The 20,761-nt window shown below is 74.1% G+C and carries 16 protein-coding genes; 10 read left to right on the top strand and 6 right to left on the bottom strand.

Annotation, left to right across the window (positions count from 1 at the left end; all coding sequences use genetic code 11):
* The first annotated feature begins 176 nt into the window (after positions 1-176).
* Together AMK18_RS03390 and AMK18_RS03395 are read left to right on the top strand one after the other, a co-directional pair.
* The gene (locus tag AMK18_RS03390) at positions 177-1,457 is read left to right on the top strand and encodes a glycoside hydrolase family 16 protein (protein ID WP_020207239.1); all 1,281 of its coding nucleotides are present in this window, start codon (positions 177-179) and stop codon (positions 1,455-1,457) included.
* A gap of 47 nt (positions 1,458-1,504) precedes the next feature.
* A complete protein-coding gene (locus tag AMK18_RS03395; protein ID WP_073861576.1) occupies positions 1,505-2,332 on the top strand; it encodes an inositol monophosphatase family protein in 828 nt (275 codons plus the stop codon).
* Between the two features lie 15 nt (positions 2,333-2,347).
* On the opposite strand, the gene AMK18_RS03400 is transcribed toward AMK18_RS03395, so the two are convergent.
* Positions 2,348-3,193, bottom strand: coding sequence for an SDR family NAD(P)-dependent oxidoreductase (locus AMK18_RS03400; protein ID WP_073861577.1), 846 nt, complete (start codon positions 3,191-3,193; stop codon positions 2,348-2,350).
* 90 nt (positions 3,194-3,283) lie between these two features.
* Here AMK18_RS03400 and AMK18_RS03405 point away from each other — a divergent pair, with 90 nt between their 5' ends.
* A complete protein-coding gene (locus tag AMK18_RS03405; RefSeq protein ID WP_241836437.1) occupies positions 3,284-3,715 on the top strand; it encodes a MarR family winged helix-turn-helix transcriptional regulator in 432 nt (143 codons plus the stop codon).
* A gap of 6 nt (positions 3,716-3,721) precedes the next feature.
* Here AMK18_RS03405 and AMK18_RS03410 read toward each other — a convergent pair whose 3' ends face one another.
* Positions 3,722-4,525 (bottom strand): nucleotidyltransferase domain-containing protein, encoded by an 804-nt coding sequence (locus AMK18_RS03410; protein ID WP_079199216.1) that lies wholly within the window; start codon positions 4,523-4,525, stop codon positions 3,722-3,724.
* Positions 4,526-4,651: 126 nt separating this feature from the next.
* Here AMK18_RS03410 and AMK18_RS03415 point away from each other — a divergent pair, with 126 nt between their 5' ends.
* The gene (locus tag AMK18_RS03415) at positions 4,652-6,088 is read left to right on the top strand and encodes a phytoene desaturase family protein (protein ID WP_073861580.1); all 1,437 of its coding nucleotides are present in this window, start codon (positions 4,652-4,654) and stop codon (positions 6,086-6,088) included.
* 6 nt (positions 6,089-6,094) lie between these two features.
* Here AMK18_RS03415 and AMK18_RS03420 read toward each other — a convergent pair whose 3' ends face one another.
* Positions 6,095-7,114, bottom strand: coding sequence for a DUF389 domain-containing protein (locus AMK18_RS03420; RefSeq protein ID WP_073861581.1), 1,020 nt, complete (start codon positions 7,112-7,114; stop codon positions 6,095-6,097).
* A 4-nt stretch (positions 7,115-7,118) separates the two neighbouring features.
* Positions 7,119-8,432, bottom strand: a complete 1,314-nt coding sequence (locus AMK18_RS03425; RefSeq protein ID WP_073861582.1) for a hypothetical protein — start codon at positions 8,430-8,432, stop codon at positions 7,119-7,121.
* 139 nt (positions 8,433-8,571) lie between these two features.
* Between AMK18_RS03425 and AMK18_RS03430 the strand changes: the two genes are divergently transcribed.
* Positions 8,572-11,919 (top strand): ATP-binding protein, encoded by a 3,348-nt coding sequence (locus AMK18_RS03430; protein ID WP_073861583.1) that lies wholly within the window; start codon positions 8,572-8,574, stop codon positions 11,917-11,919.
* Between the two features lie 30 nt (positions 11,920-11,949).
* Here the strand turns inward: AMK18_RS03430 and AMK18_RS03435 are convergent, their stop codons facing one another.
* The gene (locus tag AMK18_RS03435; RefSeq protein WP_073861584.1) at positions 11,950-13,608 is read right to left on the bottom strand and encodes an acyl-CoA dehydrogenase family protein; all 1,659 of its coding nucleotides are present in this window, start codon (positions 13,606-13,608) and stop codon (positions 11,950-11,952) included.
* Between the two features lie 23 nt (positions 13,609-13,631).
* The gene (locus tag AMK18_RS03440; protein ID WP_018100383.1) at positions 13,632-14,249 is read right to left on the bottom strand and encodes a TetR/AcrR family transcriptional regulator; all 618 of its coding nucleotides are present in this window, start codon (positions 14,247-14,249) and stop codon (positions 13,632-13,634) included.
* Between the two features lie 73 nt (positions 14,250-14,322).
* Here AMK18_RS03440 and AMK18_RS03445 point away from each other — a divergent pair, with 73 nt between their 5' ends.
* The 5 genes from AMK18_RS03445 to AMK18_RS03465 all read left to right on the top strand — a co-directional run bounded on the left by AMK18_RS03445 (position 14,323) and on the right by AMK18_RS03465 (position 20,686).
* Entirely contained in the window at positions 14,323-15,843 is a 1,521-nt protein-coding gene (locus AMK18_RS03445) for a class I adenylate-forming enzyme family protein (RefSeq protein WP_073861585.1), read from the top strand.
* 56 nt (positions 15,844-15,899) lie between these two features.
* Positions 15,900-16,502: a TetR/AcrR family transcriptional regulator gene (locus AMK18_RS03450; protein ID WP_018100381.1), complete on the top strand. Its 603-nt coding sequence runs from the start codon at positions 15,900-15,902 to the stop codon at positions 16,500-16,502.
* 178 nt (positions 16,503-16,680) lie between these two features.
* On the top strand, positions 16,681-17,604 hold the full coding sequence (locus tag AMK18_RS03455; RefSeq protein ID WP_018100380.1) for a TauD/TfdA dioxygenase family protein: 924 nt from the start codon (positions 16,681-16,683) through the stop codon (positions 17,602-17,604).
* Between the two features lie 32 nt (positions 17,605-17,636).
* On the top strand, positions 17,637-18,938 hold the full coding sequence (locus tag AMK18_RS03460; RefSeq protein WP_073861586.1) for an MFS transporter: 1,302 nt from the start codon (positions 17,637-17,639) through the stop codon (positions 18,936-18,938).
* Positions 18,939-18,973: 35 nt separating this feature from the next.
* Entirely contained in the window at positions 18,974-20,686 is a 1,713-nt protein-coding gene (locus AMK18_RS03465; protein WP_073861587.1) for an aldehyde dehydrogenase family protein, read from the top strand.
* Positions 20,687-20,761 lie beyond the last annotated feature (75 nt).

Here is a 20,761-nt window from a genome sequence, read left to right on the forward strand (position 1 = left end):
GTACCAAAGTCTTGACACGGGCTTTCTTCACTTCTTAAATCACGTAGCGAACCAAGTACCCCATGCCCGCTCCACCATGTCCGCTCCATCGTGTGTGCTCGACCTGTCATGCACATGGCTTACGTGTGCACGGCGGGGTTCCCCTTCCCTCCCCATACACACCGGAAGGGAGAGTCATGGACTCCCCACGCCTTTCGCGGCGCCTGCTGCGCTCCGTACTCCCGGCCCTCGCTCTCGCCCTGGCCACCGCGGGTCTGGCCGGCACCGGCGGGCCCTCCCCGGCGGGTGCCGCTCCGATGTCGCAGGCCGCGGCGACCGCCACGACGACGTTCTCCGACGAGTTCGACGGCGCGGCCGGTTCGGCCGTGGACGGCAGCAAGTGGCAGATCGAGACCGGCGACAACGTCAACAACCACGAGCGGCAGTACTACACGTCCGGCAACAAGAACGCCGCGCTCGACGGCCAGGGCCATCTGGTCATCACCGCGCGCAAGGAGAATCCCTCCAACTACCAGTGCTGGTACGGGACCTGTCAGTACACCTCGGCGCGGCTGAACACCTCCGGCAAGTTCACCCAGGCGTACGGGCATGTCGAGGCGCGCATGAAGATCCCGCGCGGCCAGGGCATGTGGCCCGCCTTCTGGATGCTCGGCAACGACATCGGACAGGTCGGGTGGCCCAACTCCGGTGAGATCGACATCATGGAGAACGTCGGCTTCGAGCCCTCCACCGTGCACGGCACCCTGCACGGGCCCGGCTACTCCGGCTCCGGCGGCATCGGCGCGGGCTACACCCTGCCGAACGGCCAGGCGTTCGCGGACGCGTTCCACACCTTCGCCGTCGACTGGGCGCCCGACTCCATCACCTGGTCCGTGGACGGAAACGTCTACCAGCACCGCACCCCGGCCGACACGAACGGCAACGCCTGGGCGTTCAACAAGCCGTTCTTCCTGATCCTCAACCTGGCGGTCGGCGGCTACTGGCCCGGCGACCCCGACGGCAGCACCGCCTTCCCGAACCAGCTCGTGGTCGACCACGTCCGCGTCACCACCAACGACAGCCAGCCGCCCGCCACGGGCGGCCGGATCACCGGGCTCGCCGGGAAGTGCGTGGACGTCGCCGCCGCCGCCACCGCGAACGGCACCCCGGTCCAGCTCTACGACTGCAACGGCACCGCCGCGCAGAAGTGGACCGTGGGCTCGGACGGCACCATCCGGGCGCTCGGCAAGTGCCTCGACGTGGCCTCCGGCGGTACGGCGGACGGCACCCCGGTCCAGCTCTGGGACTGCAACGGATCGGCCGCGCAGAAATGGGCGGTCAGCGGGGCCCGCGACATCGTGAACCCCCAGGCCAACAAGTGCCTGGACGTCACGGGCAACAACTCCGCCAACGGCACCCGGCTGCAGATCTGGACCTGCGCGGGAACGGCCAACCAGAAGTGGACGGTCAACGGCTGACCGGACCGGCCCTCCGGCGCCCCGGGGGCCCATGATTGGCTGGGGGCATGATCGATGCCTTCCTCGCCGGTGACCTGACCGACATCGAGGCGGCGGTCCGCGCAGCGGCCGCCGCCGAGATCATGCCCCGCTTCCGGCAGCTCGCCGCCCACGAGGTGGTCGAGAAGAACGGCCCTCACGACCTCGTGACCGTCGCGGACCGGCGCGCCGAGGAACACCTCACCGCCTCCCTCGGCCGGCTCCTGCCCGGCTCGGTCGTCGTCGGCGAGGAGGCCGTCCACGCCGACCCGAAGGTGTACGAGGCGCTGGGCGGCGAGGCGCCCGTATGGATCGTCGACCCGGTCGACGGCACCCGGCAGTTCGTCCACGGCGAGCCCGGCTTCTGCACCCTGGTCGCCCTCGCCCACCGCGGCGAACTGCTGGCCTCCTGGACCTACGCCCCCGCCCTGGACGAGATGGCCGTCGCCGTACGCGGACGGGGAGCGCGGGTCGACGGCACCCCGATCCGGGCGGGCTCGCCCGCGCCCGACGCCGTGCTGCGCGTGGCGATGTCCCACCCCGACTACACCACCGACGAGCAGAAGGCGGCCCTGCTCGGCCTGCGCGCCGAGGGCTTCGCCGCCCGCCCCTGCGGCTCGGCGGGCCTCGAATACCTCGCCGTGGCCCGGGGCGAGAGCGACGCCGTCGCCTTCAACTGGGAGTACGCCTGGGACCATGCGGCCGGGCTCCTCCTCGTCGCCGAGGCGGGCGGCACGCAGTCCACGCTGGCCGGTGAGCCGTTCCGTATCGCGGGCGGCAACGCCCTGCCCTTCACCGCAGCCCGCGACCGCGCCACCGCCGACCGCGTCCTGGCGGCGCTGCGCACGGGCGCCTGACGGCGGGCGGGCCGGTCAGAGGTCCAGCAGCTCCCGGGTCAGCGCGGTGAGCCGCTTGCGGGCCTCGGGGTCGTAGGCCTGGTCGTGCGCCCGCGCGTCCGTGAACCGGTCGAAATAGCGGCCGGTGACCTCCGCGAGCGCCGGGTCGGTGATCAGCCGCACCGTCGGGCGCACCCCCTCCTCGATGGAGACGGCGGGCGTCAGCCCGTACGCGCGCACGCCCTCGGTGTCCATCAGATGGGCCGGGTGCAGCGCGTTGACGGTGACGCCGGTGCGAGCCGTCTCCTCCTCGGCCAGGTCGAACGTCGCCATGATCATCGCGAGCTTGCTCCGGCAGTACGCCTCAAGGCCCTCGTAACCGCGCTCCATCATGACGTCGTCCAGATCGACGGGGGCCTGGCCCATCGAGGCCACCTGGACCACCCGCGCGGGCGCCGAAGCCGACAGCAGCGGCAGCAGCTCCTTGGTGAGCAGATACGGCGTCAGATGGTTGACCGTGAAGCGCAGTTCGTGGCCCTGTGCGCCGAACTCGCGGCGCAGCGGTTCGCTTCCGCCGCCCGCCACCGCGTTGTTGACGAGCACATCGAGCCGGGGCTCGGCCGCGCGGACGGCGGCCGCCATGGCCCGGACCTGGTCGAGGTCGGACAGGTCCGCGAGATACGTGCGCACCTCGGCCCGGCCGGCCGAGAGCTCCCGCGCCTCGGCGGCGGCCCGGTCGAGCCGGGTCCGATCGCGGCCGTGCAGGAGCAGCGTCGCGCCGCGCCCGGCCAGGTCGCGGGCGAGGTGGAGGCCGAGCCCCTGGGTGGCGCCGGTGATGAGGACGGTTCCGTTGAAGGTGTCGGGTGCCGTGTAGGTATCCATGGGTTGAGTTATATCAAGAGCTTGATACGTATTCCATGCTTGCCTTGGGTTCGGTTCCTGCTGTATATCCGGCGCTGTACGCTCGCGACCATGGGAATGACCGCCGGTGAACGCCTCGGCCTGGACATCAAGCGCGCCGAGCAGGCCCTCATGGCAGCCAAGAGCGCCGCGCTCAAGGACGCCGAACTCACGGTCGCGCAGTACGCGGCGCTGCTCGCGCTCTCCGCCAACCCCGGGATCTCGGGCGCGGCCCTCGCCCGGGAGTGCCTGGTGACCCCCCAGGCGATGGCGGGGGTGCTCAAACACCTGGAGGAGCGCGGCCTGATCGCCAGGTCCGCCCACCCCTACCACCAGAAGATGCTGGAGACCCGGCTGACCGACGCGGGCACGGAGACCCTGCGCCTCGCCGACGAGCGCGCGGTCCGCATCGAACGCCGCATCGCGGACGCGCTCACCCCCGAGGAACGCGACACGCTGCGCGACCTGCTGGCCCGCAGCGTCACCGCGATCCGCGCGGACTGAGCCCCGTCACGAAGCGGCGGCCAGCACCTCGCGCACCTCGCGGACCAGTTCCGCCGCCGTCTCCACCGCCGCCGGGTCCAGCCCGCGCAGTGCCGCGTCGACCCGCTCCGCGAACCCGGGCGGGGTCTCGGGGAGGGCGGCGGTCGCCGCGACGGCGCCCTTCTCGTTGAGGCACCAGGTGCGGTGGTGGGCGTGGAGCGCCTGGGCGAGGATGCCGAAGGCGCGGGACAGGCAGAGCGAGACGTGCAGCCGGTCGCCCGCCGGGGCCGACTTGCGGGCCCCCGCGACGGAGAACTCCGCCTCCCAGGCCGCATCGGCCAGCGCCTTGCGCAGCGGCTCCGGGTAGCGCGATGTCTCTTCCCGAAGGGCCGTCAACTCCCCGTCCGGATCGGCCAGTACGCGCCCGAGGGCGACCTCGCCCGGATACGCGAGCGACCAGAAGCCCAGCGGATGGCCCGGCTGGACGCCCACCTCGTAGCGGCCCTCCCGGCAGTCGGCCCAGACCGCCCGGACCCGGTCCACGTCGCGCAGGATCCAGTCGACCTGGACGCCGTCCACCCGCAGCCAGCCGCCCGCGTTCACCCACGGCCCCCAGCCGCCGGGGCCGGTCACCTCGGCCGGGGAGCCCTGGAAGGCGGCGGCCAGTGCGGACAGGGCGGCGGTGTCCGGCGTACCGCGGTAGTACACGCCGAGGTCCCAGTCGGAGTCCGGGCGGTGGGTGCCCCGGGCCCGGCTGCCGCCGAGCAGGACGGCCCGGATACCGGGCACTTGGGTGAGCCGGGCGGCCATCTCGGCGACCCGGGCGGTCATTCCGGAATCGGCGGGTCCCGCGAAGTTCTCTGAGGTCATCGGGCGAGGACACTACCCGGCCCCCGGCTGTCGGTGCCTGCGAATATCCTGGGTGCTCCGACCGTCGGCTGACAAAGGAGTCCGAAGGTGCCGTCGATGCTCGATGCGGTCGTGGTGGGCGCGGGCCCCAACGGACTGACCGCCGCAGTCGAACTGGCCCGCCGGGGCTTCGCCGTCCAGGTCTTCGAGGCCGGACCCGCCGTCGGCGGCGGCGCGCGTACGGAGGAGCTGACGCTCCCCGGCTTCCGGCACGACCCCTGCTCCGCGGTGCACCCCCTGGCCATAGGCTCCCCGGCCTTCGACACGATGCCCCTCGACCGGCACGGCCTGGAGTGGATCCAGCCCGAGCTGGCCCTCGCCCACCCCTTCCCCGACGGCACCGCCGCCGTGCTCGCCGCCTCGGTGGGGGAGACCGCGATGTCGCTCGGCCCCGGGGACGCGGGCGCCTACCGCAGGCTCCTCGCCCCCTACCTCGGCCACTGGGACAGCCTCGCCCGGGACTTCCTGCGCACCCCGTGGGACGGGCTGCCCGGCGACCCGTACCGCTGGGCGCGCTTCGGGCTCGACGCGATCCAGCCCGCCTCGCTGCTCTCGCGGCGCTTCCGGGGCGAGAAGGCGCGCGGCCTGCTCGCCGGCCTCGCGGCGCACGCCATCGCGCCGACGAACGGCCTCGCGACCGGCGGCATCGCCCTCCTCTTCGCGCTCGCCGCGCACGAGCGGGGCTGGCCCGTTCCGCGCGGCGGCTCGCAGGCCATCTCCGACGCCCTCGCCTCGTATCTGCGGGAGCTGGGCGGCACCATCACGACCGGTACGGAGGTCAAGCGCCTGGACGAACTGCCGCCCGCCCGCGCCTACGTCTTCGACACCTCCCCGGCCGCCCTCGCCCGGATCGCCGGTCTCGGCCGCGCCTACCAGGGGTACCGCTACGGCGCCTCCTGCTTCAAGATCGACTACGCGCTGTCGGGCCCGGTCCCGTGGACCGCCGAGGAGCCCCGCCGGGCCGGCACCGTGCACATCGGCCCCACCGCGGGCGAGATCGACGACGCCCTGCACCGGGCGGTCGACGGCCGCGACCCCCGCGTCCCCTTCCTGATCACCGCGCAGTCCAGCCTGGTCGACCCCTCCCGCGCCCCCGAGGGCAAGCACGTCTTCTGGGTGTACGGGCATGTCCCGGCGGGCTGGCAGGGCGACGCGACCGAGGTCATCGAACGGCAGCTGGAGCGGTTCGCCCCCGGCTTCCGCGACCTGGTCCTCGCCCGCGCGGTCGCCGGGCCGCCCGGCATCGCGAAGCGCAACGCGAACTACGTGGACGGGGACATCGCCTGCGGTGCCTTCGCCGGCCTCCAGACCGTCATCCGCCCCAAGCTGGCCCGCGTCCCGTACGCCACCGCGCACCCGGCGGTCTTCCTCTGCTCCTCGGCGACCCCGCCCGGCCCCGGGGTGCACGGCATGTCCGGACACCACGCGGCGAAGGCGGTCTGGCGAAGGCTGCGTGCGTCGGGGGAGCCCGGCCGCCGCCGCTGACGCGGATCAGCTGCGCCCGCCCTCCCGTACCGTGCAGGTGTCGGTGTCCGCCGGGCACCAGTGCGTACGCCCGCCGACCAGGTGGAGTTCGAGGTCGGCGTCCCGCATGCCGTGGTCGTCCAGCGCCTCGCGCAGCGCGGTCGGCGCCGGCTGCGGCGGCAGGCCGAGCACGCCGATGACCACGATGCCGTTGCGCGCCTCCACGGACGCGATCTGCCACTTCCCGGTCGCCGCCCACCGCTCCGCGACCGGACGGGCGTCGGCGGCCAGCGAACGGTCCCGGGCCACGCTGATCGTTCCGGCGGTGAGCGGGGCAGCGACGAGCACCACGACACAGGAAACCGCCACGAGCGTCCAGCCCCGGAACCGCCCGACCCGCATGCGCGCCCGCTCGGCGCCCGCCCGGACGCCGTAACAGAGGAAGACCACGGTGCCGGTGGCGACGATCGCGGCCACGTTGGTCGCGAACAGGAGCGCGGACTCCCCGGCGTCGTGGTAGCGGTGCACCGTCAGCAGGAGCCCCGTCACGGCCAGCGGCGGTACCAGGGAAATAGCGATGGCCACGCCCGGGAGCGTGTCCGAGATGTCGGCGCGCACCAGGGCGAACGCACCGACCGTGCCGGTGGCCAGCGCGGCGAGCAGGTCGATCAGGCGCGGGCTGATCCGCGAGGAGACCTGGCTGTTCGAGGCGAAGGCGTCCGGCGGGGCCGCGATCCAGCCGAGCAGCATCCCGATCGCCACCACCGCCAGCGCGCCCCCGGTCACCAGCAGCAGACAGCGCACCACCTGACGCCGGCGGGCCAGCACCAGTGCCAGCGCGCAGCCGAGGATCGGCGTCATCAGCGGGGCGACGATCATCGCCCCGATCACCGTGGCCGTCGAGTCCCCGACGACCCCCGCGCTCGCGATGACGGCGGCCAGCACGAGCAGCCCCCAGAACCGGGTCGAGCTCGGACTGCGCAGCCCGCGCTCGATGAACAGCGCACCAGTCATCCTCCGGACCGCGTCGGCGTCGACTCCCGCCATCTCCTCAGGTCCTCTCTCGGACGGCCCCGACGGCCGGTACCCGGTCCCCGGCCGCCAGGAACTCCACCACCGCAAGCAGGAACAGCAGACAGAGCGCGATCCCCACGACGACCCACCCCGTCGGATGCGCCCACATCAGATAGACCACCAGCGCGCCCGCCACCAGCAGCCAGGTGAACCAGGCGCGGAACCGGCGGACGAACGGGCCCACCGGACCGGTCCGCAGCCCCGCCCCGTCGGCCGTGGCCCGCACCGCGCCGATCCCGGACGTCCACAGTCCCCGGACCGTCCTCGCACGCCGCCCCGGACCGGTGAGCCAGGCGGCCAGTGCGACGACGACCCCCAGGGCCACCACCATCCGCACCGTCGTCCCCAGGAACCGGGTCATCGCGTCGTAGACCGCGCCCGCCGCCCCCGGCGACACCCCGGCCGGCAGCGCGTCCAGATAGACCGCCCGGAAGATCCGCAGCCCGATGCCGAGCAGCCCCACGGCGACCGCCGCGCCCAGGGCCCCCGCCACCAGCGACCGGCGCCGCCGCACCGAGAGCAGCACGCCCCCGGCGATCAGCAGGACGGCGATCACCGCGAGCCAGTCGCCCAGGAACTGCAGGACCCGTACGTACGTCCTGACCCTGCCGATGTCGTCCGACCTGATGAGCGTGATGTCGGTGTGGACCTCCGGGATGTGCCCGGCCACCGTCATGCCCCGGTCGACCAGCTGCTGCTTGACCCGGTCGACCACGGGGGCGAGGTCCAGCGTGACGGCGTCGTCGGTCAGCTCCACCGCGCCGCCGCCCTTCCCGGTCAGCGCCTTGTCGACGGCCCGGTGCACCCGCCGGTTGCCCTCGGTCCACACCTTCTCGAAGGCGTCCGACGCGGCGACCGCGCGCGCCCTCTCGTGAACCAAACTGCGAACCGCGTCCTCCAGCGAACCGCCGAGCCGCCCGAGCGCCTTCTCCAGCCGGGGCCGGTCGTCCGGCGACACCCCGGACAGCAGCGTGGACAGGTCGATCCGGGTCATGAGCGCGTCGGTCACCCGGTCGGCGACGGCGTCCTGGACGGCCGGGTCGGAGGCGAGCGGGGCGACCGTGTCCACGTACCGGTCGGTGTCCCCGACCTGGTCGGACGCCCACGCGGCGACGACGGAGAGCGGGGCGAGCAGACAGCCGAGGATGATGAGGACGGCGGCGAGGAAGGACCGGCCGCGATGCCGGGGCGGCCGGGCGCGCGCCGACTCCAGCGCGGCCACCCGTTCCCGCAGGGCCTCGACCTCCGCGGCCGAGGAGCCGTCACGCGCCGCCGCGCCGCCGTCGTCCACCGCGCCTCCCGCCGGATCCGGATCCCTGACTGTCCAGGCAACGGCGACCGGCGGGCGCGCGCGAGCGGGGTTGCGCCGAACGGACAACCGGGGTGGCCGGCCGGGGGCCACAGCGGGCCCGGTTAGAGTGGGCGCCCTCATGAACGAGCGGCACACGGCACCCAGCACGGACCAGGTCCCGCCCCTGGTGCGCATACATCTCTTCGGTGGCTTCCGGGTGACCCGCGACGGCGGACCGGCCCTGGCCGAGCGCTGGCCGAGGCAGACCGCGCAGTCCCTGGTGAAGCTGCTCGCCGTCGTCCCCGGACACCGGCTCCACCGCGAACAGGTCATCGACGTCTGCTGGCCGGACGCCGACCCCCAGGCGGCCCAGGGCAGTCTGCGCGTCGCCCTGCACGCCGCCCGCCGGGCCCTCGAACCCGAGCTCGCCTCCCGCGCCACCTCCTCGTACCTCGGCTCGGAAGGCGGACTGCTCTACCTCGACCCCGCCCGCGTCCGCATCGACGCCGACCGCGCCGAGGAGGAGGCCAGGGCCGCGCTCGCCGCCGGTGACGTGGACGTCCTCCGCGAGGCCCTGGAGCGCTTCTCCGGCGAACTCCTCCCCGAGGACCGCTACGCCGACTGGGCCGACGGCCGCCGCTCCCAGCTCGCCGATCTCAAGGAGCGGCTGCTCCTCGCCCTCGGTGACGCCCACCTCCTGGCCGGCGAGCCGCAGGAAGCGGTCACCCTCGCGGAACGGCTCCTGGACGACAACCCCGCCGAGGAACTGGCCCACCGCCTCCTCATCGACGCCTACACCCGGCTCGGGCTGCGCCGCCGCGCGGTGCGCCAGTACCACGTCTGCCGGGCGGCCCTCGATGCCGAACTGGGCGTACGGCCGGGCCCGGAGACCGAGCGCCTGCACCGCGCCGCACTCGCGGCGGAGCCCGCCGGACCGCCGTCCGCGCCCTCCCTGCCCGCCTCGCTCCGCGTCCCCGCCGCCACCCCGCTGCGCGGGCGCGAGGCCGTGCTCGGGCGGCTGCTCGCGGCGGACGGGCCCGCCGTCGTCACCGTGCTCACCGGCGAGGCGGGCGTCGGCAAGACCCGGCTCGTCGGCGAGGTGGCCCGGCAGGCGGCCGCCTCCGGCACCGCCGTCCTGTGGGGCGGCGGACACGACGCGGAGGGGCACACCCCGTACGGCGCCTTCGCCGAGGCCCTGGACGGCTGGCTGGCCGAACGCGACGAGGCGGAACGCGCTCGCGTCGGCGGCGAGTACCCCGAACTGGCCGCGTTCCTGCCGGCGCTCGGCCGGGTCCGCGCCGACTCCGAACGCAGCCCCGAGGAGGAGCGCGACCGCCTCTTCCGCGCCGCGGCCGGTCTGCTCGGCGAGCTGGCCACCGTACAGCCGGTGCTGATCGTGCTGGACGACCTGCACGCCGCGGACCTGGGCTCCTTCCAGTTGCTGAGCCACCTGGCCCGGCGGGCCGCGCGGACGGACGGCTGGCGGTTCCTCGTGACGTACCGGGAAGAGGAGATACCCGACGGCGACCCGCGCGGTGCCGGTCTGTCCTCCCTCGCCCGCCAGGGCCTCGCCGTCCGCGAGGACGTGCCGCGCCTGGACCAGGAGGCGTGCCTCGCCGTCGTACGCGACACGGTCGGGCCGGCCGCCGCCCCCGCCTCCGGGGCCCCGGACCGGATCTGGGAACTCTCCCTCGGCAACCCGCTGTTCGCCGTCGAGCTGGCCCACGGCATGGCCGACGGCACCGGGACCGTCGCCCCGGACGGGGTGCGGCAGCTCGTCGCGGACCGGCTCGCGCGGCTCGACCACGACGCCCGGAGGATGGTCGAGGCGCTCTCCGTGGCCGGACCGGAGACATCGTTGTCGGAACTGCTCGACGTCGCCGCGCACGGACTCCATCCCGTCGTCACCGGGGGCGCCGCCACCGACGCGCTGGAACGCGCCATGGACGCCTCGCTGATCGAGGAGCGGGACATCCTGGTCGGCGGGCGGCACGAGGTGGGCCTCACCTTCCGCCACCCCCTGGTCCGGCTCACCTGCTACGAGAAGCTCTCCGCCATCCGCCGCAGGCAGCTGCACGGCGCCTTCGCGCAGGCGGTGCTCCGCCGCCGCCCCGACGCCGTGGACACCCTGGCCTCGCACTTCACCCGCGCCGACGACCCGCGCGCCGCCGAGTACCTGCGCCGGGCCGCCGCCCGCGCCGCCGCCCTCTTCGCCAACGACACCGCCGACCGCTACTACCGCGACCTGGTCGCCCGGCTCGACGTGGACGCCGCCCGCGCCCGTCTCGCCCACAGCCAGGTGCTGCGCCGCATGGGGAACTTCGCCCAGGCCGCCGAGGTGCTGCGGCTCGCGCTGGACGAGTTCGTCCGGCGCGGCGACCAGGAGGACATCGTGCTCGCGGCGGCCTGGCTCGCCGACACCCTCGGGCGCACCGGCCTGCCCGACGCCGGGCGGCAGGTGCTGGCCGCGCACCCGGTGACGCCGGACAGCCCGCCGGAGCCTGCCGCGGGCCACTACCTGGCGGAGGCGGTGCTGTGCCGCATCCAGGGGCGTTACGAGGACGCCCTGTCGGCCGCCGAACCGGCCCTGGCCTGCGCGCTGCGGGTGCCGGGCATGCCGGGGAACGGGCTGCTGGCCCGGGTCCACTCGCTCCGGGCCAGCGTTCTCGGCCTGACCGGGCGGCTGGACAAGTCCCATGAGGCGGCGGACCTCGCGCTGGTTCCGGCCGAGGCGTACGGCGACCCGACCCTGCTCGGCCAGGTCCTCTCGATCCTGCGGGAGAACGAGCGGCGCAGCGGGCGGCTGCGTGAGGCGGTGGCCACCGGGCAGCGGGCCCTCGATCTCGTGGAGCAGTCGGGGGACCTGGCCGGGGCCGCCTTCGAACGGGCCAACCTCGCCGAACTGTGGCTGCTGCTCCAGGAGTTCGACAGCGCGCGCACCCTCGCCGAGGCAGCGGTCGCGGGTGCCGAACAGAACGACGCCTGGTGCCTTCCGTACGCCCTGACGGCCCTCGCCCTGGTCCGGATGCGCACCGGGGACGCCCGGGACGCCGCCGCCCTGCTCGACAGGGCGCAGTCCTCGCCGGGTCTTGTGGACCGGCAGGCGGGCCACGAGGTACGGGCGGCCCGTGCCGAACTCGCCCTGCGCGACGGGCTCCCGGGCCACGCGCGCCGCGCCGTGGAGGGCCATGAGCGGGACGTGCCGGTGTTCGCCGCCTGGGCCGAGCTGCACTGCGGGCGGCCCGAGGCGGCGCGGCGCCTCGCGGGCGACGAGGTGGCCCGCGCCGCCCGCACCGGCGAACGGCTCGCCGAGGCGGACGCCCGGACGGTCCTCGCCCTGGCCCTGCACCGGCTCGGCGACGGCGAGGCGGCCCGGGAGGCGTTGACACGTGCCGACGACCTGGTCCGGGCCCTGCCCTACCCGGCGGGCGCGGCCCACGCGGCCGAGGTGCGGGCGCTCATGGAAACGGAGCCGGACGCCCGGTAGCGGGGGCGGTCCGGCTCCGTTCGGTGGCGCTTACGCGGGCAGCCGTTCCAACAGCCCCGCGAAGTCCGTGTCCGGCGCGAGGGTGCCGAAGGCGAGGCCCCGGTCCCCGGCGAGCCGCGAGGCGCAGAACGCGTCGGCGACCGCCGTCGGCGCGTGCCGGACCAGCAGCGAGCCCTGGAGCACCAGCGCCGCGCGCTCGATGAGCCGCCGGGCCCGCAGCGGGGCGTCCTCGGTGAGGACCAGCTCGCCGCGCAGCTCCTGCCAGGCCGCGTCCAGCCGGCGGTCCGCCCCCGAGGCGGCCTCGACCTCGGCGCGGAAGGCGTCCAGCGACTCCGGCTCCCGGGCCAGGGCGCGCAGCAGGTCCAGCGCGTTCACATTGCCCGAGCCCTCCCAGATGCCGTTGAGCGGGGCCTCCCGGTACATGCGCGGCATGCCCGAGTCCTCGACGTAGCCGTTGCCGCCGAGGCATTCCAGCGCCTCCGCGACCGCGACCGGCTGGCGCTTGCACACCCAGTACTTGGACACCGCCGTGGCCAGCCGCAGGAACGCCCGCTCCTGTGCGTCGCCGCGCTGAGCCCGGTCGGCGGCCCCGGCGAGCCGCAGCCCGAGCGTGGTCGCCGCCTCGGACTCGACCGCGAGGTCCCCGATCACATTGCGCATCAGCGGCTGGTCGATCAGCTTGGCGCCGAACACCGAGCGGTGGCGCACATGGTGGGCGGCCTGGGCGAGCGCGGCGCGGATACCGGCCGCCGAGCCGATGACGCAGTCCAGCCGGGTCATCGTCACCATGTCGATGATGGTGCGCACGCCCTTGCCCTCCGGGCCGACCAGCCAGGCGACCGTGTCGTCGAACTCGGGCTCGCTGCTGGCGTTGGACCGGTTGCCGAGCTTGTCCTTGAGTCGCTGGATGCGGAAGGTGTTGCGGCTGCCGTCCGGCAGGACACGCGGTACCAGGAAGCAGGAGAGGCCGCCCGGTGTCTGGGCGAGGACGAGGAAGAGGTCGTTCATCGGGGCGCTGGTGAACCACTTGTGCCCGCGCAGCCGCCAGGTCCCGTCGCCCGCCTCGGTGGCCGCCGTGGTGTTGGCGCGCACATCGGTGCCGCCCTGCTTCTCCGTCATGCCCATCCCGGCGAGCAGTCCCGGCTTCTCGGCGGGGGTGCGCAGCCCTGCCTCGTACACCCGGCTGGTCAGCAGCGGTTCGTACGTCTTTGCCAGGTCGGGGGCGTGCCGCAGCGCCGGGACGACGGCGTACGTCATCGAGACGGGGCACAGGTGGCCCGCTTCCAGCGTCGACATCACCATGAAACCGGCCGCGCGCGCCACATGGGCGCCGGGGCGCTCGTCGGCCCAGGCGGCGCCGGCGAGGCCCGCGCTCACCGAGGCGTTCATCAGGTGGTGGTAGGCGGGGTGGAAGTCGACCTCGTCGACGCGGTTGCCGTAGCGGTCGTGAGTGCGCAGCACGGGCTCGTTGGTGTTGGCCTGCTCGGCCCACTCCTGGGCCTGCGCGCTGCCGACGAGACGGCCGAGGCGGTGCAGCTCCTCGGTGTGCCACTCGGCGCCCTCGCGGCGCAGGCCCTCCAGGAGCACCGCGTCGTCGGCCGCGTCGTGTCCGGTCAACGGCGGTGCCTGGTTGGTCACTTCGTGGGTCGCGGCGGTGGGGTTGCTGCGCGGGGCGACGGTTTCGGGCACGGGAACCTCCTGGTGGAAGGGTGTCAGGGCTGCTGTGCGGGCGGGGCGCCCGCACACCGCAGGGCCATGGCGACGAGTTCGGTGAGCAGCGCCTCGGTGGTCGCGCCGTCCCCGGCGCCGAGCGGGTCGACCAGGACCTCGCCGACCGCGCCGGTGAGCGCGGCGGCGGTGATCTCGCCGTTCTGCGCGGGCAGCAGGCCCTCCTCGATGCCCGCGTGGACGACCTCGGCGAACAGCGCGCGGTAGCGGCGGCGGTACTCCAGGCGTTCGGCGCCGACTGCCGGATCGGCCGGGGCGGCGAGCAGCGCGTAGGCCAGGCCCCGGTTCTCCAGGGCGCGGCGGGCGAAGACCTCGACGCCCCGGGCCAGCCGCTCGACCGGGGTCCCCGGCTCGCGCAGCACGGTGCCCAGCACCTCGACCTCGCGCCCGGCGGCGCGCCGGAACACCTCGACGGCCAGCGCCGCCTTGGACGAGAAGTGCTGGTAGACGGAGCCGGCCGCGATACCGGCCGAGTCGGCGACGGCGGTGACCGACGCCTGCGACCAGCCGACCTCCGTGACCACCGAGGTGGCGGCGGCGATCAGATGCTCCCTGGCTGCTTCGAGCCGACTGATTTCGGCTGGGGTCTTGCGGTAGGCCATGAAAGAAGTGAACCATCATTCAGAGTTTCCCGCCATGGTCCGTTCGCACGGTCCGGCTCGTCAGGAGAACGTGATGCACCTCAGTACCCTGCTGGACAGCGCAGTCCGCTCGGCCGGCGACCACGAAGCGGTCGTCTACCGTGAGCAGCGGTGGTCCTACCGGGAATTCGCCGACGCGGCCCGCCGCGCCGCGACCGTGCTGCGGGAGGCCGGGCTCCGGCCGGGCGACCGGCTGGCCGTGATGACGTACAACACCCCCGCCTTCCTGTTCGCCGCGTTCGGCGCCTGGTACGCGGGCGCCACCCTGGTCCCCGTCAACCACAAGCTCCAGACGGGCGAGGTGGCACGCCAGCTGACCCACTGCGGGGCAAGGATCGCCGTCGTCGACGTGGAGATCGGGGAGCGCGCCACCGCCGCCGATGCCGGGGTGACCTGGCTGGTCAGCCACCCCGACGCCGCGCCGGACGCCCTGCCCGCCGACGCGTTCGAGGCGCGCATCGCGGCCGCCGAGCCGTGGACCGGGGACCCCGGGACGGACGACGGGGTCGCGCAGATCCTGTACACCTCGGGCACCTCCGGCACCCCCAAGGGCTGCGTCCACACCCACCGGACGATCACCCTGACCGCCGCCTACACCGCCGCCGCCATTCCGCTGCGCCGCGACGAGCGGTTCCTGATCTGCATGCCCGTCTGGCACGCGTCCCCGCTCAACAACTGGGTGATGGGCACGCTGCTGACGCGCGGCACGGTGGTGCTCCAGCGCGAGTACGAGCCCCGGGGCATGCTGGAGGTCATCCAGCGCGAACGCGTCACCGCGATGTTCGGCGCCCCGATCGCCCTCATCGCGCCGACGCAGGCGGTCCCCGACTTCGCCTCGTACGACCTCTCGTCCGTGCGGGCCTGGATCTACGGCGCCGGACCGCTCGACGCGGACACCGCGCGCCGTCTGATGAAGGCGTACGGCTCCGAGGACTTCCACCAGGTGTACGGGATGAGCGAGACGGGCCCGGTCGGCGCCTCGCTCCCGCCCGCCGAGCAGGTCGCCAAGGCCGGTGCGATCGGCAGGGGCGGCATGCCCGGGGTCGAGCTGCGGGTCGTGCGCCAGGACGGCACGGACGCGGGGGCGGGGGAGACCGGCGAGATCTGGCTGCGCTCCGACACCCGCATGGTGGGCTACCTGGACGACGAGAAGGCCACCGCCGAGGTGTTCGCGGGCGACTGGTACCGCAGCGGCGACCTGGGCCGGGTGGACGAGGACGGGTTCGTCACGGTCGTGGACCGGATGAAGGACGTGATCATCACCGGCGGCGAGAACGTCGCCTCGCAGGAGGTGGAGGGCGCCCTGCGCGGCCACCCGGACGTCCTGGACGTCGCCGTCGTCGGCCGGCCCCACCCCCAGTGGGGCGAGACCGTGGTCGCCGTCGTCGTCCCGCGCGAGGGCGCCGCGCTCGACCTGGAGGGCGTCCGCGCCTGGCTGGAGACCCGGATCGCCCGCTACAAGGTGCCCCGCGAGCTCGTCCTGCGCCCCGCCCTGCCGCGTACCCCGTCCGGGAAGATCACCAAGCACGTCCTGCGCGAGGAGCTGACGCGGTGAGCCCGGGCCCGCACCCCTGCGGCGGGCGGCGGGGCCGAGCCGCGTAGGGTCGGGCCATGGCCGACGAACAGGTGACCAGAGCGAAGCGGGGCCCCGGCAGACCCCGCGAGGAGCGGGTCACCCGGGCCGTCCTGGAGGCCGTGGTCGAGCTGGTCACGGAGAACGGCATGGGCGCCCTGACGATGGACGCCGTCGCGGCCCGCGCCGGTGTCAGCAAACCGGCCATGTACCGGCGTTGGGCCACCAAGCAGGACCTGGTCCTGGCCGCCGCCGAGTCCCGGATCGGGCCGCTCACCGTCCCCGACATGGGTGACTTCCGGGCCGAGCTGCGCGCCGTGCTGACGGCGCGCATGGAGGCGTACCGGCAGCCGGGCGTCGCGCGGCTGCTCGCCGGGGTGATCGGCTCGGCCTCGGAGGCGGGCGCCGAGCCGGGCGCGTACCGCGACTACGCGGCGCGCGTGATGAGCGAGACCCGCCACCTCCTGGAGCGCGGGGTGGCACGAGGCGACGTCCGGGACGACGTGGACATCGCCGCCGCCGCGACGCTCGTCGCCGCCTCGCTGGTCTTCCGCATGGTCGGCGAACAGCGTCTGCCGGACCAGCAGTTGGTGGACTCCGTGGTGGACCTCATCGGCCGGGCGGTCGCCGCCCCGGCGTAATCGCGGGCCTCCCGCACCCTTCACCCGGCCTCGCCGCCGGGCGCTTCGGCATGCCCGAAAGCGTCCGTGACGGTCACCGGAGGGCCCGGGAAATCGATGCGCCCCACCCCTTGCCCCGCCGCATCCTCATATCGATACTGCTGGTTACGTAATTAGCGCACCGCCGGGAGGAACACCCATGCAGACCGCTGTCACGCATCCCAAGCCGGTCCTGGACAAGCCGCTCATGCACTACGGGAGCCGCACCCTCGAACGCCTTGCGCCCGGCGCCGAGCCGGTCACGTACCGGCAGGTCGGGATCAGCCCGCTCACCCCGCACTTCGGCGCCGTGCTCGACGGAGTCGACCTGACCCGCCCGATCACCGAGGAGCTGGCCGAGGAGCTGCGCCAGGCGCTGCTGGAGTGGAAGGTGATCTTCTTCCGCAAGCAGACCGGCTTCACCGCCGAGCACCAGCTCGCCCTGTCCGGCGTCTGGGGCCCGCCCGAGCCCAACCCGTTCTTCCCGAAGACCGGGACGGCCGGCGTCTCGCGCCTGGCCAAGGACGCCAAGGCCGCCGGCAACAAGAACATCTGGCACAGCGACCACTCGTTCATGGTCAACCCGGCGCTCGGCTCCGTCCTGCGCGCCGTGGAGGTGCCCGGGGCGGGCGGCGACACGATGTGGGCGGACATGGCCGCCGCCTACGACAACCTGCCCGACGACCTGAAGGCCCGCATCGCCGAGCTCACCGCCGTGCACGACTGGGCACCCAGCTGGGGCGCCCTCATGAACGACGAGCAGAAGGCCGAGTTCCGTAAGTCCTGGCCGCAGGTCGAGCACCCCGTCGTCGTCCGCCACCCGCGCAGCGGGCGCAAGACCCTCTACGTCAACGAGCCCTTCACCACCCGCATCAACGGGCTGTCCGACGCCGAGAGCCGCGAACTGCTCGACATCCTGGTCCTCCAGGCCCGCATCCCCGAGTACCAGGTCCGCTTCCACTGGGAGGCCGACTCGATCGCCATCTGGGACAACATCGCCACCCAGCACTACGCGATCAACGACTACTTCCCGCAGCGCCGCGTCATGGAGCGCATCGCCATCGCCGGTGTCCCGCTCTCCTGACCCACCCTCCGCCCCTCTTCCCGGGAGATCCCATGACCGCGGCACCGATCGAACGGCCCCCGCACCCCACCCCAGCGGTGGCACCCGCCGGCACCCGTACCCGGGCCTGGACGGTGACCGCGCTCCTCGTGGTCTTCATGATGGTCAACTTCGCCGACAAGTCCGTGCTCGGCCTCGCCGCCGACGAGATCCGCGCGGACCTGCACCTGACCGCCACTCAGTTCGGCCTCGTCAACGGCGCGTTCTTCCTGCTCTTCTCGGTCGCCGCCGTCCTGGTCGGGCTCGCCGCCGACCGGGTGTCGCCGAAGATCCTGCTGCTCCTCATGGCGCTGCTGTGGTCCGTGGCCCAGGTGCCCGCGGCGATCGGCGGCGGCCTCGCCGTCCTCGTCGCCTCCCGGGTCTTCCTCGGCGCGGCGGAGGGCCCGGCCTTCCCCGTGGCCCAGCAGGCCACCCTCGCCTGGTTCCCGAACGACCGGCGCAACCTGCCGGGCGCCCTGATCACCCTCGGCGTCACGCTCGGCGTGATCACCTCCGCGCCCGGCCTGTCCTGGGTCATCCAGCACCACGGCTGGCGCACCGCCCTGTGGGTGCTGGCGGCCGTGGGCCTCGTGTGGGCCGCCGTCTGGAAGGTGCTCGGCGCCGACGGCGGACACCGCGTCGATACCGCCCGGACACCCGTACGCGAGGAGGCGCCCGCCGCCCCGGTCCCGTACCGTGCGATCCTCACCAGCCGCACCTGGATCGGCGCCACCTTCGCCTACTTCACCAGCTACTGGACCGTCGCCCTCATGCTGGTCTGGCTGCCGTCCTACCTCCGCAACGCCCTCGGCTACACGGCCGGTGAGGCGGGCACCGTCGTCGTCGCACCCTGGACCATCGGCGCGGTCGTCCTGCTCGCCCAGGCCGGTGTCACCGGGCGGCTCATGCGGCGCGGCGCCGGCAGCCGCCGCGCCCGGGGCTGGGTCGGCGGCACGCTGCTCGCGCTCGGCGCCCTGTGCTGCCTGGCCGTCCCCCTCGCGGACGGCTCCACGGCCAAGACCGTGCTGATCGCCCTCGGCTTCGGGTTCGGCGGTTCGTACGCGGCCGTCGCGGCGACCACCGTCAGCGAACTGGCCCCGCCGGACCGGGCAGGCGGCGCGCTCGGCGTCATGAACGCCCTGGTCACCCTGGCCGGACTGGCCGCACCGGCCGTCGTGGGCGCCCTCGTCGACGCCCGGGGGACCGGCGGCTACCAGAACGCCGTCGTGCTCTCCGGTCTTCTCCTCGCCCTGGGGGCTGCGGCATCCTTCTGGCTCATCGACCCGGCACGGGACACCGCCCGCCCGACCCCCTGACCCTCCCCCCACCGGACCACCCAAGGAGCCCGCCCGTGAGCGCCGCCCCCGCACTGGACACCAGCCCGCTCGACCTCGCCGTCTCCGAACTCCGCGACCGAGCCGCCACCTGGACCGCAACGCCGCTCCCCGAACGCGTCGCCCTCCTGGAGCGCATGCTCCCGCGCATCGCCGAGACCGCGCCCGCCATGGTCGCCGACGCGGCCGCCGCCAAGGGGTACGCCGCCGACTCGGCCTGGGCCGCCGAGGACTGGGTCACCGCCCCCTGGGCCCTGGCCCAGACGGTGAGCGCCTACCTCCACGTGCTGCGCAGGCTCGCCGCCGGACAGGACCCGGTCGACCGCACGGCCGTCCGCGAACGCGGGGGCCGCGTCCTGGTCGACGTCTTCCCCGCCACCGGGACGGACCGCCTCCTGCTCAACGGGTTCACCGCCGAGGTGTGGACCCTCCCCGGGACCACCCGCGCGCAGGCACTGGCGGACGCGGCGGGGGAGTACCGGGGCCGGCAGGGGAGCCCGGCCGTCGCCCTGGTCCTGGGCGCGGGGAACGTCCCCGCGATCACCCCGCTCGACATCCTGCACAAGCTGTACGCGGAGGGCGAGGTCGTCCTCGCCAAGATGAACCCCGTCAACGCCTACCTGCGCCCGCACTTCGAGAAGGTGTTCGCCGAGTTCATCGACAAGGGCTGGGTGCGCTTCGTGGACGGCGGCGCCGACACCGGCGCCTACCTCACCACCCACGACGGCGTCGACACCATCCACGTCACCGGCAGCGAACGCACCCACGACGCGATCGTCTGGGGCACCGACGACCAGGCCGAGCGGCGCAGGAGCGAGGACACCCCGCTCAACGACAAGCCGTTCACCAGCGAACTCGGCGGCGTCAGCCCCTGCATCGTCACCCCGGGACCATGGAGCGCGGCGGACTTCCGCTTCCAGGCCGAGCACATCGTCACCAGCAAGATGAACAACTCCGGCCACAACTGCGTCGCCAGCCAGATCCTCGTCGTCCCCCGCGAGTGGGACGGCACCGAGCGGCTGCTCGCCGAGATCCGCCGGGTCCTGCGCGAACTGCCGCCCCGCGCCGACTACTACCCCGGCGCGGACGACCGCCTCGACGCGGTGGTCCGCGCCCACCCGGACGCCGAGACCCACGGCGAGGGCGCCTGCCGCCTCCTCGTCCCCGACATCACGGACATGGGCGACCCGATGCTCGACATCGAGGTGTTCGCCAGCGCCCTCGGAGTCGTACGCCTGCCGGGTGCCGACGCGCCCGCGTTCCTGCGCGCGGCGACGGAGTTCGCCAACGACCGGCTCCCCGGCACCCTCGGCGCGACCCTGCTCGTCCACCCCCGCACCGAACGCGCCCACCGCCACGCGGTCGAGGAGGCGGTCGCCGGGCTCCGCTACGGCACCCTCGGCGTCAACTGCTGGTCGGCGTTCGGCTTCCTGCTCGGCTACACCCCCTGGGGCGCCTTCCCCGGGCACAGCCGCCAGGACATCGGCAGCGGCGTCGGCTTCGTGCACAACGCGTTCATGCTGGAGCACGTCGAGAAGGCGGTCGTCCGCGCCCCCTTCGCACCCGCCCCGCGCGGCCTGTTCACCGGCTCCCCGTCCCTGTCCCCGCGCCCGCCGTACTACGTCACCAACCGCACCGGCCGTACGACCATGGAACGCCTCACCGCGTACACGACCGACCCGAAGGCGACCCGGCTGCCGGGGATCTTCGCCTCCGCCCTCCTCGGCTGAGCCGCACCGGGCGTCGGGCAGCCCCAGGCAGCCCGACGCACGTGTCGGATTTCCGCCAGCCTCCGCCCCCACCGG

It is taken from the genome of Streptomyces sp. CB01249 (genome assembly GCF_001905735.1).
Taxonomy (GTDB): Bacteria; Actinomycetota; Actinomycetes; order Streptomycetales; family Streptomycetaceae; genus Streptomyces.